The sequence below is a fragment of the Paenibacillus sp. J31P13 genome (assembly GCF_056269295.1).
Genome location: NZ_JBWDNR010000008.1, coordinates 69,487 through 85,869, shown reverse-complemented (window position 1 = coordinate 85,869; position 16,383 = coordinate 69,487). Strand labels below are relative to the sequence as shown.

Below are 16,383 nucleotides of genomic sequence, written 5' to 3'. Positions count from 1 at the left end.
GTCCACCTACCTTCGGAAGTTTACTTCTTTGAACATATCGAACACAAAATTAAAGAGCTGATTGATCAGACCAAACAGCATGATTCCTACAAACCAAATGATTAAGATGCCTGCGACGCTGAGCAGCGTAATCCAAATCATTTTCATAATTTCAAAGTCATGAACGATTCTAACTTTCAGCAATAGCAGCCAAGCCACCCAATAAATCGTTACATTCAAGAGAGTGGTGTATATAGAGCTCTCATCCAGCGCCAAAATATTCGTTAGCAAGGTAATGGGAATAATGAAAACCGCGTAAGGCACCAGCGCAAACGCGCTTCCGACAAACACTTCCTTGAACTTTCCTTCCCCTTCAAGAATCGCACTGACACCCCAATTGGATATCGTCCAAGTCACCAATGGAACGACCATCCAAATGAGCTCATTCAAGAATGAAATTTCATACGGCTCTCTCGTTTCATAGGCATAGCCTGTTATGAGAATGGCAACCATTCTCGCGATGTAAGCTAGAGCAATAATGAACAAGGCCTGCGACCATTTAACACGACCCGGCTCTTGTATGTCGTTGAAGAAATCAATCGGGTGAACAATCACCTGACGCATCAATCTAAAGGTTGCGATCATGGGACACCCCTTTCTTAATCTGAGCCGTTCTAGCCGCATTTCGCGCTGCCAGCATGACCCACACTCTTCTCCATAAGAAAGGAATGATATAACGAAGAGCGATAATGATAATAACAATAATGAGGCATATCCAAGCAAAATTAGCTCTTATATATTCCTTCCGGTACTCCTTGAATGCAACGGAATAATCATAACGTGATCTTGCGAGCTCAAAATAGTTCATCGCCTCTTTATAATTTTCAGCCTTATAGAGCGATTTGCCGATAGCCAAGTAAGCAAGATCAAAGTTTGAATTGAAGTGAAGCACTTCATTCCACATGCCTTCGGCTTCTTTGTAGCGACCGTCAACAAATAATCTAGAAGCGTCATGCACCAAATCTGCAAAAGGGGTTGTACGGAATAGATCGATACGATTCCGTCCTTTGTCTACGACATAAACCTTTCCGTCAGGACCCTGATCAAGACTTGAAGGCGTGATGAATAAACCATTCTGATCACCTAAACCTCCAAATACAAACAAGAAGTTTCCGAGCTTGTCGTATTGGTAAACCTTGCTGGTCTGTAGATCAAGCGCCGTAATTACGCCATCTTTATCTACTGCAACGTCAAGAAACGAGGGTACTTGAAAAGGACCTAAGTCATACCGTCCGCCATATCTGCGAGGCACAATATTAAGCGTATCAACACCAACAGGCGAAAGCCGCTTCAATTGATTCATCTCAGTTCCGAGCGTTGATGTATAAATAAAACCTTCTTCATCCTGTACCGCATTCGAAAATTCGAGCGGCTTTACTACGCTTAGCTTAGCCTTCTGCTCATCCGTCGCTATGAGCTTGTTGATCAATCTGCTCCAGCTAAAGCCGACATGATTGGCACCGTAGAAGCCTTTAAAAGCACCTTTTGGATCAATTTGAATGAGACCTTGTGTATTGCCGTCACTCACTACAAACATGTAATTCCGTTTGTCGACAAGCAGCTTTGACGGAGAATAGGAGAAGGTTGCCCCCAAAAGCGGACTGTCCGGCTTGCCATACTGCTTTTGAAATGTACCGTTATTATCAAAAATCGCGATCCGCTGATTTTTGGTATCAGCGACAAAGACGGTGCCATCCCCTTTTACGAACACACCCTTCGGCTCGTTAAGCTTACCGTCGCCTTCCGTATCTCCGATTATGTTGATTACCTCATGTTTGGCATTGATATGCACAATCCGGCTGTTTCCCGTATCAACGACGTAGATCGTACCATCGTCTGCTATAAAGATATCCTCCGGCGCACTGAATGGGCCTGATGACAAATTAAAGCCATCAATAGAGCTATCGTACATATAGCCGTTGATCGAGTGAACATCAGCGCCGAGCTTATTCCTGGTGTAGCCTTCATATGGAACAGCCGCGTGCGTTTGAACCGGCAGAGCCGTAACTAGCATCAGTAAAGCAATAGCTGTACTGACAACGAATCGGAATTTTGAAACCTGCTTCATCCCGGTTGTCCCCCTACTCTTTCAGACCTGAATGCGCCATCGTTTGCAGCACCAAGCGCTGCGTTACGATAAAGACGATAATCGTCGGCACAATCATCAATAAGCTGGCTGCGGCCAACGTTCCCACACGCGCAACAACGCCATATCCGCCGCTTAACGTCTGTATGGCCAGCGGCAATGATTTCATATCCTGATCCGTTGTATAAACCATAGCCGGATATGGATCATTCCAAGCAGATATAAAACTGAACAAAGCAAACGTTGCAATGGCTGGCTTCAGCATCGGTATGACGACAACCCAGAATACTTTCCATTCCGAAGCGCCGTCCATCCGTGCAGCCTCAAGCAGTGCGTCTGGTATTTGACGTAAAAACTGTGTCATAAGAAACATCCCGATCGGAGCTGCCAAATAGGGCAAGATCATAGCCCAGTACGTATTAATAAGTCCGATTTTACTAATGAGTAAGTATTGTGGAATCTGTACAACCAGAGGCGAGAACATAATCGCAAGTACGACCATGTTGAAGATCGCGCCGCGGAAAGGCATATTATGCTTTGCAAGCGGATAAGCCGCCATGGCAGACACAATAATACCGAAGCCAACAATACAAGAGCTGATCAGTAAGCTGTTAAAAATAAATCTGGAGAACGGCACGCTAGTCGTTCCCGTGATAAGCAGCAAATCTCGAAAATTAATCAAAGTTGGATTATTTACGAAAAACCGCGGCGGAAACAGGAACAATTCGCTTGTTGGTTTAAAGGCGGTTGACACCATGTAAACGAGCGGAGCCAGCATTACAAGACCGAACACCGTCAAAAAGAAATATAGGAAAAAACCGCCCCAATCTACTTTCTTGCGTTTCACTAAGCCAGTCATATCGGTTCAGTCCCTTCCTAGCCATTTGAATATGAGACGATTAAGCCCGATCATCATAATGAACAAGACAACGGCAATAGCCGCGGCATAACCCATCTCGAATTTGATAAATGCGTAATCGAATAAATGCGTCAGAATCGTATGTCCGGCATACAACGGACTCGGTAAGCCGACCAATTGCACACTAACATCGAATACGGTAAGCGAGCTTACGACCTGCAATACCGCTCCGAAGAGCAGCTGCGGTTTAACGGAAGGAATCGTAATATAAACAAGCTGCTGCCATCTATATTTGATTCCATCGATCTCGCCCGCTTCATACAGATCCTTTGGTACGTTTTGCAAACCAGCCAAAAAGGCTAGGAAGCCTACGCCCATGGACATCCATAGCGATACGATAATGATGACCGGTACGATAGAGTTAATATTTTGCAAAAATAAATAGGGCTCATCAATAATGCCTAGCTTCGAAGCCAAATAGTTCAGCAAGCCCTTCCGATCACCCGCGAATAGATAGAGCCATACGACCGACATCGCCGTTGCGCTCGTAATCGAAGGCGTGTAGTAGCAAAGGGTATAGAAAAAGCGATATTTTTGCGGTATTTGGCTAATCAGCCAAGCCAGAATAAATGCCATGGCATAACCAACTGGACCTGTAATAAAAGCAAATTTCAACGTGATGCCGATCGCCTTCAGGAAGATGTCATCATCGACGAACAAGAGCCTGTAATTGGATAGTCCAATGAATCTCGGCGGCTCAAGTATGTTGTAGTACGTAAAGCTGAGCACAACCGATGTAATGACAGGCACGATTGTAAACAATGTGAACAAGATGAGGAAAGGAGCGAGAAACAAGTAAGATACCTTGTGTCTCTTCATCTCCTGCCATAGCAATGAAAGCTTGCTCTGCTTGCGGAGGCGCTCCGCTGCTGGTATAGCTGTTGTTGCCGCTGGATCTGTGTTTGTTATCACGGATTGCCGCCTCCTTTTGTCGCTTCTTTCTTGCTGGTTTCATCATTGAGACCGAATTCCTCACGCTTCTTGCGCAATTCCTTATCAATCTCCTTGACGCCTTCCTCTACCGCCTCACGCGGTATTTTACCGTTCAAGACAATTTGGTTCCATACGTTCGCGATATGTCTTGTCGTGTAGTAGCCACCGATGACGACTTCACGCTCTTTGAACCATTCCCACTGCTCTAAAATCGCGTTGATATCTGAGCTTTGCCATGGCATACGCTTAAGCGCCTCGATATTCGCCGTATTCCAACGAGCCTCTACGCCAAGCAGTGCTTCAAGCTCTGAACCAAATCTCTCTTGCGTATCTGCACTGGTCCACCATTTCAAGAACTCCCATGATTGATCCTTCATGTCTGTATCCTTGAAGATCATGCCCGTTTGTGCCAGACCGCCTGTTGAACGATTGATTTGACCGTCATCTTGTTCGATACCCGGCATAGGCTTCATGCCCCACCAGCCAGTAAGCTCTGGTGCTGCCGTTGAAAGAAGAACGTAAGTAGAGTAATCCGCAACACCGATTGGCATTTCACCTGAACGGAAGCGGTTATAGAAATCAGCTTGCTTGGAAATTTTGAAGTTCGTAAATAAACCCGTCCACAGCTTGAACGCTTTCATCGCCTCAGGCGAATCAAGGTTGGAATATTTCCCGTTTTCACGGTAGAACTCGCTGTTTTGTTGGAACAAGAACGGAGCAAATTCATTAATCGCAAGTGCCGGGTTATTTGGCGCATGCGGATAGAAGAAGTCCATACCGTTCTGCTGAAGAATAGGAATCAAATCCATCACTTCTTGCCATGTATCTGGAATATCATCCTCGCTGATGCCTAGCTGCTGCATAATGTCCTTCCGATAGAAGAGCATATTGAAGTTTTGATTTTCCGGAATCGCATAGCTTCCGCCATTGTATTTATACGGAATGAGAGCACCTGGTCTAAAGCGCGCCGCCACATCCTCGTAATCATCGAACTCTTCCAAGTTGACAAGTCCATTACGAACCGCATAATCAATCGGAATCTCACCCTCAACCCCAAGCGCTACGTCAGGTGCAAGACCTGCCGTGCTTGCAAGCAAAAGCACTTGCATTTGCTGCGCAGGGATAACGTTAACGTTCACCTTAATGCCCGTCTCCGTTGTGAAATCCTCATCAATCATTTGCTTGATGATATCTACCCAATCACGTCCCCTTGCCACCCATACATCGAGTACCTGCTCGTCTTCGTAGACGTTGCCGATACCGCCGTAATTTTTGGTGAAGGAGCTTGTAAAGTCATAAAGCATCGTGCCTGTTCTTGCAAACCATCCCGCAGCTGGCTTAGGCCAAGCTGTATCTGGCGATTTGACGATCAAGTAGTCTAGCAGTAGACTTTGCTTGCTGAGACCGTTCACCCATGTTCCAAGCGAAGCCTGCAGATCTGTAAATTGCAGCATTCGTCCTGGAATAGAAGTTGTGTCTTTCGCCATGCTGAGGAGTACGTCGCGCGCCTCGTAAAGCGTGCTCACCTCTGAGCTGCCTTCCTCTACGCCAAGTACGTAAAGACCTTTGATCGTTTCGTCGAAGCTCTTTGCCATCAATTGAAGGCGCGGTACAAGATTTGCTATGTTTTGCTCTAAGCGCCAGTCACCGTTGGGATCGGGATTCGTACCCGTTACCTGAATAACTTCGCGGCCTAGCAATGACATTTTGCGAACCGTGTCGGTTACCGTCTCCAGCAATCCGCCAAGCGCACCAACCTGTACCTCCATGCGAATCGTATGCTTGCCCTTCTCTAAATAATAGAGATAAGGTTCGTTGTTTTCGCTGTCATGTCCGAATTTAGAAATTTGGAATTCAGACTTATACGGGAATGAAATCTCATTCATCTCTTTAAAAGGAAGCTTTCCATCAATCGTGACGGAACGTTCTACCGGCATACCGTTTAGGAACCATTGACCATAACGCGCACCGATTTCATATAAACCGCTCTCCGGCACTTCAACTTCCCATTCTGCCCATTGTCCGCCTGTACGCCAGCTTGCTCCGCCGAACGTGTTGAGTGCAATGGAATCCTTCTTGAACGGCTCCGTTAATGGTTCCCGATCCTCAATACGCTTAAGCGTAGGATCAGACTTCAGTGTCGAAAGCTCAGCTTGTACCTTAATGAGCTGATTCGTTACCTTCTTATATCCCTTTTCTTCATACGTGCTAAGAACCTCGGAATAGGTAGGGGTATGAACAGGTGAATAAATATTAATTTCCCCAATTGCTGCAGGCTCACGTACAGCTTGAAGCCGCATCGTATGCTTGCCTTTCGTTAAATAGAAGCGAAAAGGCTCATATACCTTGCCTTCCGCATCACGGAATTCACGATATTGCCAGCCTAACGTTTCTTCACGCTTCGGATTGAATTCATTGCCTTGATTATCAAACCAAGTTTCTCCAGCTTCCTTCCACATACGCTGGAATTCAAGCTTTTTCGCTTGAAAAAACGGAAAGGCTCCGTCAATTTGAACACTTCGAACAATCGATGAGCGCTTGCCCTCGATTGCGTAGTAGCTCATACCCATTTGATAGTAACCATCCTGAGGCACCTCAAAGGCGTATTCTACCCAGCTGTCCTCGTCAATTAGCGCCAATGATTTTCCCGATTGACCGCCAAGATCCGATTCTACTTTGGTACCTGTCGAACTAATTGCTGAATAATCAATGGACGGCAGCGTGATGCTGAAATCTGTTGAGTCCGCAGCGCCTTGCTCGTTCCAACTATTCACATATTTATTAAAAGACGGCTCCAGCTTATTGCTAGCGTCTTCACCTTCCAAAATGGACGATTCATCAATTCCTGCATCCAGCTGAATTCCAGCCATTGCATCATCGTTGTAGCCCCTTGAATTATTCCACCATAAAAAGAAGCAGATTAATGCGGCAATGACAACCAATGTCACCTTATACTTACTTAGCCAACGAACCACCAAGGAGCACCCCCTTGCCATACTAGCGGAAACGGCTTGCGTTTCGCGTTGATATATCAGGCATTATGTTTATGATTTTTGAATGTGATTTAAAAGATCCGAATCATCCTTTATAGGAAAGGATGATTCGGATAGATAAAGATGATCGTTTTCGAATGAGCTATTATTGCTGAAGCTCTTTAATCAATTTATCCTTTTCTGCTTTCAACTTGTTCGCAATGTTTTCTTCTGTTTGTTGAATCGCTGTTTTGGAATCGATGTTTTTATCAAGTGCTGCAAGCACACCTTCAACCCATAGCGGCCATGCCATACCATCAAGGCGAGTGTAACGTCTGATTGGAAGCAAGTCTGCTAGCTCTGTGTAGAATTTGTAATCTTCTTGATCACCAAGGTATGGATTTGTGTGATTGATGTACCAGTCTTGGCTAGTAATGTTTTTGTAATCCGGTTGTACGGATTGCTCGATCCATAATTTCCATGCTGCTTCAGTAGTAGTGATGAACTCTACGAAAGCCCATGCTGCGTCTTTGTTTTGGCTTTGTGCAGGAATAACGAAAGTCGATCCGCCCATACCTACATTAAGACCAAATGGCATTGTTGTAGCTTTCCATTTACCTTTTTGATCAGGGAAGTTGATTTCTAGATCACGTGCGCCGTATGTTCCTGCAACGTACATTGGGGACTCACCTTTTTTAACACGTTGCTTGCCTTTGTCGCTGTAGATGCTGTCATGAGGAGCGATTTTCAACTGGTTAACTTTTTTCGAAATATCAAGGAATTTCACAAACTCTTCCGTGTTGCGAACCCAGTTCATTTCGCTGTCGTAGTAACCAAGAGAATCACCTAGCCAGTGAACCGGTGAATCACGCCATTCCATCGAGAACTTGCCGTTTGCTTTCAACGTTTGAGCGAGCGTGAAGAAGTTTTCTGGATCTTGAATGTACTCGCCAAGATCAGTCGGATCAGCTGGCAATCCAAGTTCTTCAAAAATATCTGAGCGGTAGTAAGTTACAGCCGGTGTAACGTCCCAAGGCATACCAAGCAATTTAGAACCATCAATGGAGGACCAACGGTTCCAGTTGTATTCTGAAACGAGGCTTTGGTATTTGCCAGCGTCATATTGCGGTTGAAGCAAATCTTCAAGCACGCCGCCTGTGCTGTAACGCGTGAATTGACCTTGTTCAACAAGGGCTACATCCGGTGCGCCTTTACCAGCAGCAAGAGTGGTTTGAAGCTTATTATGAAGATCATCGAAAGGTACGAAAATCGTTTTCAACTTAATGTTCGGATACGCTTCATTAAAAGCCTTTTGAAGAGCAGCATCCTTCTCTTTGTTATCCAAGAACGTCCAGAACGTAACTTCACCGGTAATGGAAGGATCGATTGAAGATTTAACAACATCATCTTCCGGAGCAGCCGTTTCCTCTGTCGTTGTATTCGCGCCATTAGATGGTGCATTCGTTGCATTTGTACCTGAATTTGTTCCTTTTGTGCCGCTAGAGCATGCCGTAATGAATATGATTAGAGCTAACGTAAAAATGAAAGTGCTTGCAATCTTTTTCATTGATATTTCCTCCCTAAGTTTTAAGAATAAAGCGTTTACAATCCATGCCTTAAACGATATAGTCATAAGTATCCCTACAATTATCTACTAACTATTATTCGTTTAACACAATTGCTAATTACTAGGAATAGAAAAATGCAGTGACTGCTTTATCTGTTTTTGTTTGTCATGTTGTAATGACTCCCTTTGATAAATACATCCAACCCGCTTCACGATTAAAGCTTCAGTCCTTCGAGCTTCCTCAACACATTTACTGAAATATAAGCTCATATTCGTTCGAAAATCTATGTATGCTTATATTTTAATAAAAGTATTAATCGTAAAATTTGAATCAGGTTTAACCACTAATACGCCGTCATTATCACTCGACTTGACTAGCACCTCCCAAAGAAGTAACCATTATGTTAATTGATTAATAACTTTATTACATGATTTAGTGTAACACGAATTTCCACGTTTTCAAGCCCTAAAATTGCATTTTCTTCAATTTTTCTAACTAATGCTTTCAAAACACATTAGATTTCAGGTAAATCCAAACCATTTCGCCGTCCATTTCCTTTCCATGAAGCTTTAAATCACAAAAAAAATCACTCAAAATTGAGTGATTAGCATTTATATAAATTAGTTTTACAACTTTTATACGTTAAATGCAATAGTTCCAAAGCTGTTTTAATGTTTTAGATACAGTCTCTATTTATTGTTACTTCTCTATCTCGACTGTAAAAGGAATAATGAATGTTTCACCGGCACGTTGAAATTGCCCCCAGATTTTATACAAGCCTGGCTCAGGAAAAGTCGTAGCAAAATCAGCATTTGGACCACTGCCAATATCCGACGTCGGATGAACGTGCAAGTAACGGTTCAAATCACCGCTCAAAATAACGACATGACCAATGGCGCCTAAGTAAGGCTCCAGATCGGTAATATTCTCCTTCGTCTTCGCATTGCGAAGCGTAAAGGTTAATTTCGACTCCTCGCCCGCCTTCAAAGTAGAAATAGCTAATGAAGCTTCAATATTTTCGACTGTTTTTGTTAATTCAGCATCCTTTGTCAGTTTCTTAGCTGCAGATTTCTCTCCTTCCACGTTTACGGTTGATGTTACCGTCTTCTGCGAGGAGCCGGTTGGAATAAAATCGGCATACAGCTTGTGTGATCCGCTAGCAGCGAAGGCTGTCTCTACTACAAATTTTCCTTCTCCAACATACTCGGGGTGAATGTGGTTAAACTCCGTGAGATCATCGCTTACTAGAATAAGATGCATGAGCTTCTCATGATTAAGATCGTATTTCTCAATCGGCTTTCCGTTCTCATCCTTTAGAAGCAACTCAATCTTCGTTTCTTCACCTGGCTTTGGAGATGCCGGCGAATAGCTCCATTCCAGCACAATATTGTCTGCACTTTCACTCTCGCCGTCATCTTCCTTCATCTGAGACCTATCATGTCCAGCATGCTCACTATGCTCATCTGTCACTTTACCGCTCGTCTCCAATTGATTCACAGCGGCTTCCTGATCTGAGTCATGCCCACTATGCGCATTCTTTCCCTCATTACCGCAGCCAGCAGCCAATAGACTAAATGCAAGAATTGCTGCTGTCGCTATGATTTTACTATTATTAAAATATGATCTACTCTTTTTCCGCATCATTTAAACTCTCATCCCTTCATCCTTTGAAGCCTTAATGCATTTAACACGACGGATACAGAGCTTAATGCCATCGCTGCCCCTGCAAGCCAAGGAGCAAGAAAACCCGCTGCTGCAATAGGAATTCCGATAATATTGTACGCCAACGCCCAAAATAAATTTTGTTTAATATTCGCCATCGTAGCCCGGCTCATCCCAATCGCATCAGAAATACTATTCAAATCTCCACGCATTAATGTAATATCTGCAGCTTCCATCGCTACATCCGTACCTCCGCCGATTGCCATACCTATATCAGCGGCAACTAGTGCTGGCGCATCATTCATACCATCACCAACCATCGCTACTTTTCGTCCAGCGGCTTGAAGCTCTTGAATCGCTTTTGCTTTCTGTTCGGGAAGAACCTCAGCAAGTACATGATCAATACCCACTTGTCCTGCAATCGCCTTGGCAGTCCGCTCATTATCACCGGTCAACATAATGACTTGCAGTCCCATAGCTTTCAAACGAGCAACAGCGGATGAGGAAGATTCCTTAACCGTATCTGCAACTGCGACCATACCTCCATACTCGCCATTAACGGCAATTAACATGACTGTTTTCCCTTCAGACTCCAACTGCTCCTGTACGCGCTCTACAGCGGTAATGCCAACGTCATGCTTCTCCATTAGCTTTCTTGTTCCTATTAACAATTGTTGACCATCAACTGTCGCTTCAATCCCATAGCCTGGAATCGCCTCAAAATGCTGAGTTGTCGGAATTCGAATAGACCTTGCTGTAATCCCCTCAACTAGCGCTGCAGCAACAGGATGCTCAGAGTTTCGCTCCGCTGCGCCTACCCAGCTCAAAAGCTCTGCTTCCTTGAATTTCGGAGAAACAATAACATCGGTAAGCTCAGGTTTGCCTTTTGTTACTGTTCCTGTTTTGTCTAATACGACCGTATCAATTCGATGTGTACTCTCCAGATGTTCTCCGCCTTTAAACAGCACGCCAAGCTCAGCAGCTCGCCCTGAACCAGCCATAATGGAGGTTGGTGTAGCTAGCCCAAGCGCACAAGGGCAGGCAATTACGAGAACGGCTATCGCTTTCTCCAAAGCATGACCAAGCTCGCCTTGCTCTATGAACAGAAACCATACAATGAAGGTAAGTAAAGCAATCCCAGTTACAATGGGAACAAATATGCCGGAAATGCGATCAGCTACCCGCTGAATAGGTGCTTTCGAGCCTTGTGCATCTTCTACGACTTTAATAATTTGCGCCAGTGCCGTTTCTTTGCCAACCTTAGTCGCTTGCATGCGCAGAGCTCCGTTTTTGTTAATCGTCGCTCCAATGATCATGTCTCCCGCATGTTTATCTACCGGCATACTCTCGCCCGTCAGCATGGATTCATCAACAGTTGATACACCATCTAATACGATACCGTCTACGGGTATCTTTTCTCCCGGTTTAATTAAGAGAACATCATTTACAACAACCTCATCAATAGCGATCTTCTGCTCTTCACCATTGCGAATCACCACTGCTGTTTGTGCACGCAAGCCCATTAATGTCTTTATCGCTTCGGACGATCTGCCTTTTGCCAAAGCCTCCAGCAGCTTGCCTAAAACAATAAGGGTAATCAAGACTGCGCTCGTCTCGTAATAAAGTTCAATTTCATGTGCACCGTGTCCAGACGCTCCCAAAGAAGCAAATGTCACATACAAACTGTAAAAGAAAGCTGCCGACGTGCCAAGCGCCACCAACACATCCATGTTGGCACTGCCGTTTCGCAGCGCTTTATAAGCACCGATGTAGAAAGGCCAACCGATAATGAATTGAATGGGAGCCGCTAGCGCAAGCTGAAACCACGCATTCATAAGCAAATCTGGAACTGGAATAAAATCTGTAAAGGAAAAGTGTCCGGCCATTGCCCACAGCAACGGTAATGACAGCACAATCGAAACGACCAAGCGAAGCTTCTGCTTCCTAATTTCTATTTGTTTATAATTCTTTGGATTGCCCTCTTCATCTTCTGAACGCTTAATAACGCCATAACCCAAATCTATAATTTTTTGCTCTATCTTCTCATTATTGATGAGGCTGGAATCAAAGCTTACGGATGCGCGCTCCAACGCCAAATTAACATTAGCCTCAACGCCCTCCATCCGATTGAGCCCCTTCTCAATTCGATTCGCACAGGCTGCGCAGGTCATTCCTGAAATTTCAATAGTCGTTTGTGTTTTTTCCATCGTTGCTCACCTATTCTCCAAATACCCTTAGGGGGTATATTTTTTTGTAAAAAAGAGAGGCTTCCTCAGCCTCTGTGTAATATTATTCTTAAACGATGTCGTAGCCCTGATCCTCAATTGCCGCTTTAACCGCATCAATTGTTACCTTCGACTCGTCATATTCTACCGTTACCTTCTTGCTTGCCAAATCAACCTTGCCGACTGCACCTGCTTTGCTTACTGCTTTCTCCACTGAACTAACACAATGACCACATGTCATACCCTCTACCTTCAATACTGCGTTTGCCATTATAAATTCCTCCTTCATCCTATTTCATTAATTTTTTGACGGTGGTAAGAAGCTCATCAATCACTTCCGATTCACCTGCTTGAATTCTTTCTACAATACAGCTCTTCATATGGCCCTCAAGAAGCAGCTTGCCTACGCCATTAAGAGCAGATTGGACTGCGGCAATTTGATTAAGCACATCATCGCAGTAGGTATCCTTCTCAATCATGGCTTTAATCCCTCTGACTTGCCCTTCAATCCGATTGAGCCTTTTCGTTAAATTATCCTTTATGGCCTCGGAATGGTGACTCTTGCGCGGAGCAGCGGGGTCACAGCTATCAGTTGAACAGTGGTCAAGCTTATTTACCCCAGTATTTATTGTATGATCAGTCATATCGTATACCTCCATGGGGTATTTTCTATATTCACAGCATAACATACCCCCACAGGGTATTCAATAGGTATTTTGAAATTCTTTTTTCATAAGTAATCAAACACTATTCAGCAGGAAAACTTTATGCTACGATCCAAATAGATCTAAAAAAATCATTTAACTTCAATAATGTTTATTATGTGCCATTTCAATCTTTATCAATCTTTCACTTCTTCAGCAAATGTTTACACTGCACAAACCCATTTTTATTTTATGAAAACAATAGCTATGTAGACTAGTCTCAAATGAACCTAAACACAACCGAGAGGATGAACTCCCATTAAACAACTTATTAATTTCGCCCATCGCGGCGCCAGTGCCTACTGTCCAGAGAATACGATAGCAGCATTCGCGAAAGCGCTTAATCTCGGGGCTACTGGTATCGAAACAGATGTCCAACTATCCAAGGATGGTCAGATTGTCGTTATTCACGATGAATCATTAGCTAGAACCGCAGGCTTGAATCAACTTGTAAAGGACACCCACTATGATCAAATAAAAACACTTGATGCTGGCAGTTGGTTTAATCCTTCATTTAAAGATGAGCGTGTACCGACATTACAGCAGTTGCTGGAGCTCCTCAAGGATACGGATACCATTCTTAATATTGAGCTCAAAAATGGTTATGTTCAATATGTTGATCTGGAACAAAAGGTTATTGATTTGGTTCGTAGCTATGAAATGACCGACCGCGTTATTATCTCCAGCTTCAATCATTATTCCTTGCAGCTGTGCAAGCAGCTTGCTCCAGAAATTCGTACAGGTATCTTATATATGGAAGGACTATATCGTCCTTGGGACTATGCCGCGACGCTTCAAGCGGATGCCCTTCACGCTCCTTATATAGCTGTATTGCCAGAATGGTGCGCTGAGGCGGAAGCGAACGGAATCGCTTACCACCCTTTTACAGTTAATGAGGTTGCAACAATGGAAAAACTTATAGATGCAGGAGTAGCTGGAATTATAACGGATTACCCAGATCGACTGGCTGAGGCTTTAGCTAAGAGAGGGGAATAGATTCAGTGAAAAAAACATGGCTGCTTGGGTTTGGTTTTTTTAGTATCAGCATCACTTGGGCGCTGTACAACGCTTTCGTCCCTTTTTTTCTAGAAAAGTTTTTTACAAGCACTGCGCTTATCGGCTTTATGATGACGATCGATAATTACTTCGCCCTATTTTTGCAGCCATGGATTGGAAGTCGAAGTGATCGCACAAGGAACCGTTTTGGTAAAAGAATGCCCTACCTGCTCATTGGCATGCCGCTTGCTGCTGTATTTGGCGCATTGATTCCTTGGCATACGAGTTTGCTTACTCTCGTTCTGTTTATGGTGCTGATGAACTTGTCCATGAGCCTGTACCGATCGCCTACGGTAGCATTAATGCCCGACATTACGCCTGACAATAAACGAACGCAAGCTAATGGCATTATTAATTTTATGGGCGGCGTTGGCTCTGTCATAGCCTTCGGAGGGGGAGCGTTGCTTTATGAGAAGCATTCCTCCCTGCCCTTTCTATCCGCTTCCGTCTTAACACTGATCTGTCTAGCTATTCTATGGTTCACGATCAAAGAAAAACGCGACTCCTTTGTTTATACACCTGTAGCGCCTAAGGAGCGCACACCCTTTCGGGGCGAATGGAATCGTCCTACCGTCTTTTTATTGGGTGCAATCTTTTTCTGGTTTCTTTCCTATCAAGGGGTTGAGGCACTCTTCACTCTATACGGAAAAAACCATTTGCAGCTATCGGAAGGCGAAGCTTCGTTCTCGCTCGCTTACTTTTCCTTGGCATTCGTACTCGCCGCTATCCCAAGCGGTCTATTAGGAAGAAGATTTGGTAAAAAACTCATCATTACTGTTGGTGTCATTGGACTTATTCTTATTTTCGCGGCAATATCATTTATTGAGACATTGCTGCCGCTGCGTTTATTGTTAGTGGTTGGCGGTATATTATGGGCTATGATTAACATTAATTCCTATCCCTTCATTGTCGCGCTCGGCAAAGAGGAGAGCATTGGTACTCGTACGGGCATCTATTATTTATTTTCATCACTTGCCGCCATCTCATCACCACCATTAATGGGTGGATTAATCGATTTATTCGGCTACTCCATACTGTTCTACGTGGCTTCTGGCAGTATGCTTATCGCTTTGTTATTCTTGCTCGGCGTGAAGGACAAGGGTTTGTCCAAAACACTAACTGCTCCAAACCCCTCCAATACATCAGCAGGTGCATAGCGAATAGCCAAACCCTGCTGGAACAAAAAAAATCCGGCACCGCGTCTTTCGACCGCGGTCCGGATTTTTTGTTTCATCTATTGTTAATGAATGCTTCCTTTGCTGAATCCGCCGCCCATAACGTCGGATACATGCTCGATAGCAATGAATGCAGATTTATCTACAGATTGTACAATGGACTTCAGCTTGGCTACTTCCAAACGAGATACTACGCAATAAATCATCTGCGTTTCATCCTTCGAGTAACCGCCCCGGGCTTGAATTAATGTTGTTGTGCGGCCTAAGCGATCGATAATCGCTTGGGAAATCTCTTCAAACTCACTTGAAATAATCGTAACTGATTTGGATTCATCTAGACCTTCAACTACGATATCAATCACTTTAATCGCTATATAATACGTGAACATAGAGTACATCGCAGAATTCCACTCATACACGAAACCAGCAATGATAAATATTACGACGTTAAATATCATAATGATTTGTCCAACTGGCATCCGCATCTTCTTCGAAATAAGAATGGAGACGATTTCCACGCCGTCAAGCGATCCGCCATATCGAATACAAAGACCTACACCAGCACCTAAAATAAGTCCTCCGAACAATACTGCCAAAAGCTTTTCTTCCGTAAATGCCTCAACATGATGAAGCATTTGTGTTGTTATCGACATAACCACAATGCCGTACAGTGTCGAGAACGCAAAGGTTTTACCGATTTGCTTGTAGCCAAGAATGAGAAATGGCAAGTTGACAATAAATAAGTATACGCCCAGTGGAACCGATGTTAAATAGGACAACATAATCGATATACCAGCAATCCCGCCATCAATTACACTGTTCGGTACGAGAAATAATTCTAATGCCACACCCATCATGATGGACCCGGCAGTAATAAAGAAGAACCTTGTAAATAATTCTGAGAATGATAACCCTTTATGTGCCTTTGTCAATAGATTTAACCTCCGTTTTATCTTATAAATTGTAAAAATTCAGCATTAATAATGCTTTCCAAAATTTCGCTCACACGGAGTGTTAATGGCTATCTTATCGACTTAACACATT

At 43.9% G+C, this 16,383-nt stretch carries 11 protein-coding genes and 1 pseudogene; 2 read left to right on the top strand and 10 right to left on the bottom strand.

Features of this window, described 5'->3' with window-relative positions:
- Positions 1-6 precede the first annotated feature (6 nt).
- The 9 genes and pseudogenes from AC0YOD_RS22645 to AC0YOD_RS22605 form a co-directional block, all read right to left on the bottom strand.
- A complete protein-coding gene (locus AC0YOD_RS22645; protein WP_475801599.1) occupies positions 7-624 on the bottom strand; it encodes a YIP1 family protein in 618 nt (205 codons plus the stop codon).
- The gene (locus AC0YOD_RS22640) at positions 608-2,107 is read right to left on the bottom strand and encodes a hypothetical protein (protein ID WP_475801598.1); all 1,500 of its coding nucleotides are present in this window, start codon (positions 2,105-2,107) and stop codon (positions 608-610) included. Before AC0YOD_RS22640 ends, AC0YOD_RS22645 begins: the two co-directional genes overlap by 17 nt.
- A gap of 13 nt (positions 2,108-2,120) precedes the next feature.
- Entirely contained in the window at positions 2,121-2,984 is an 864-nt protein-coding gene (locus AC0YOD_RS22635) for a carbohydrate ABC transporter permease (RefSeq protein WP_475801597.1), read from the bottom strand.
- A 6-nt stretch (positions 2,985-2,990) separates the two neighbouring features.
- Positions 2,991-3,956 carry a carbohydrate ABC transporter permease gene (locus AC0YOD_RS22630; RefSeq protein WP_475801596.1) on the bottom strand — a complete coding sequence of 322 codons (966 nt, stop codon included), beginning with the start codon at positions 3,954-3,956 and terminating at the stop codon, positions 2,991-2,993.
- Positions 3,953-6,952, bottom strand: a complete 3,000-nt coding sequence (locus AC0YOD_RS22625; protein WP_475801595.1) for an extracellular solute-binding protein — start codon at positions 6,950-6,952, stop codon at positions 3,953-3,955. Before AC0YOD_RS22625 ends, AC0YOD_RS22630 begins: the two co-directional genes overlap by 4 nt.
- A gap of 163 nt (positions 6,953-7,115) precedes the next feature.
- Positions 7,116-8,516: an ABC transporter substrate-binding protein gene (locus tag AC0YOD_RS22620; protein ID WP_475801594.1), complete on the bottom strand. Its 1,401-nt coding sequence runs from the start codon at positions 8,514-8,516 to the stop codon at positions 7,116-7,118.
- Positions 8,517-9,216: 700 nt separating this feature from the next.
- Positions 9,217-10,161 (bottom strand): hypothetical protein, encoded by a 945-nt coding sequence (locus tag AC0YOD_RS22615; RefSeq protein WP_475801593.1) that lies wholly within the window; start codon positions 10,159-10,161, stop codon positions 9,217-9,219.
- 8 nt (positions 10,162-10,169) lie between these two features.
- Positions 10,170-12,693 (bottom strand): annotated as a pseudogene (locus AC0YOD_RS22610) (heavy metal translocating P-type ATPase).
- A 1-nt stretch (position 12,694) separates the two neighbouring features.
- A complete protein-coding gene (locus AC0YOD_RS22605; RefSeq protein ID WP_475801592.1) occupies positions 12,695-13,048 on the bottom strand; it encodes a metal-sensitive transcriptional regulator in 354 nt (117 codons plus the stop codon).
- 318 nt (positions 13,049-13,366) lie between these two features.
- Here AC0YOD_RS22605 and AC0YOD_RS22600 point away from each other — a divergent pair, with 318 nt between their 5' ends.
- Both AC0YOD_RS22600 and AC0YOD_RS22595 read left to right on the top strand, forming a co-directional pair.
- The gene (locus AC0YOD_RS22600) at positions 13,367-14,104 is read left to right on the top strand and encodes a glycerophosphodiester phosphodiesterase (RefSeq protein WP_475801750.1); all 738 of its coding nucleotides are present in this window, start codon (positions 13,367-13,369) and stop codon (positions 14,102-14,104) included.
- 5 nt (positions 14,105-14,109) lie between these two features.
- The gene (locus AC0YOD_RS22595; protein ID WP_475801591.1) at positions 14,110-15,321 is read left to right on the top strand and encodes an SLC45 family MFS transporter; all 1,212 of its coding nucleotides are present in this window, start codon (positions 14,110-14,112) and stop codon (positions 15,319-15,321) included.
- A gap of 83 nt (positions 15,322-15,404) precedes the next feature.
- On the opposite strand, the gene AC0YOD_RS22590 is transcribed toward AC0YOD_RS22595, so the two are convergent.
- Complete coding sequence (locus tag AC0YOD_RS22590) at positions 15,405-16,271, bottom strand: YitT family protein (RefSeq protein ID WP_475801590.1); 867 nt, start codon at positions 16,269-16,271, stop codon at positions 15,405-15,407.
- Positions 16,272-16,383: the final 112 nt, after the last annotated feature.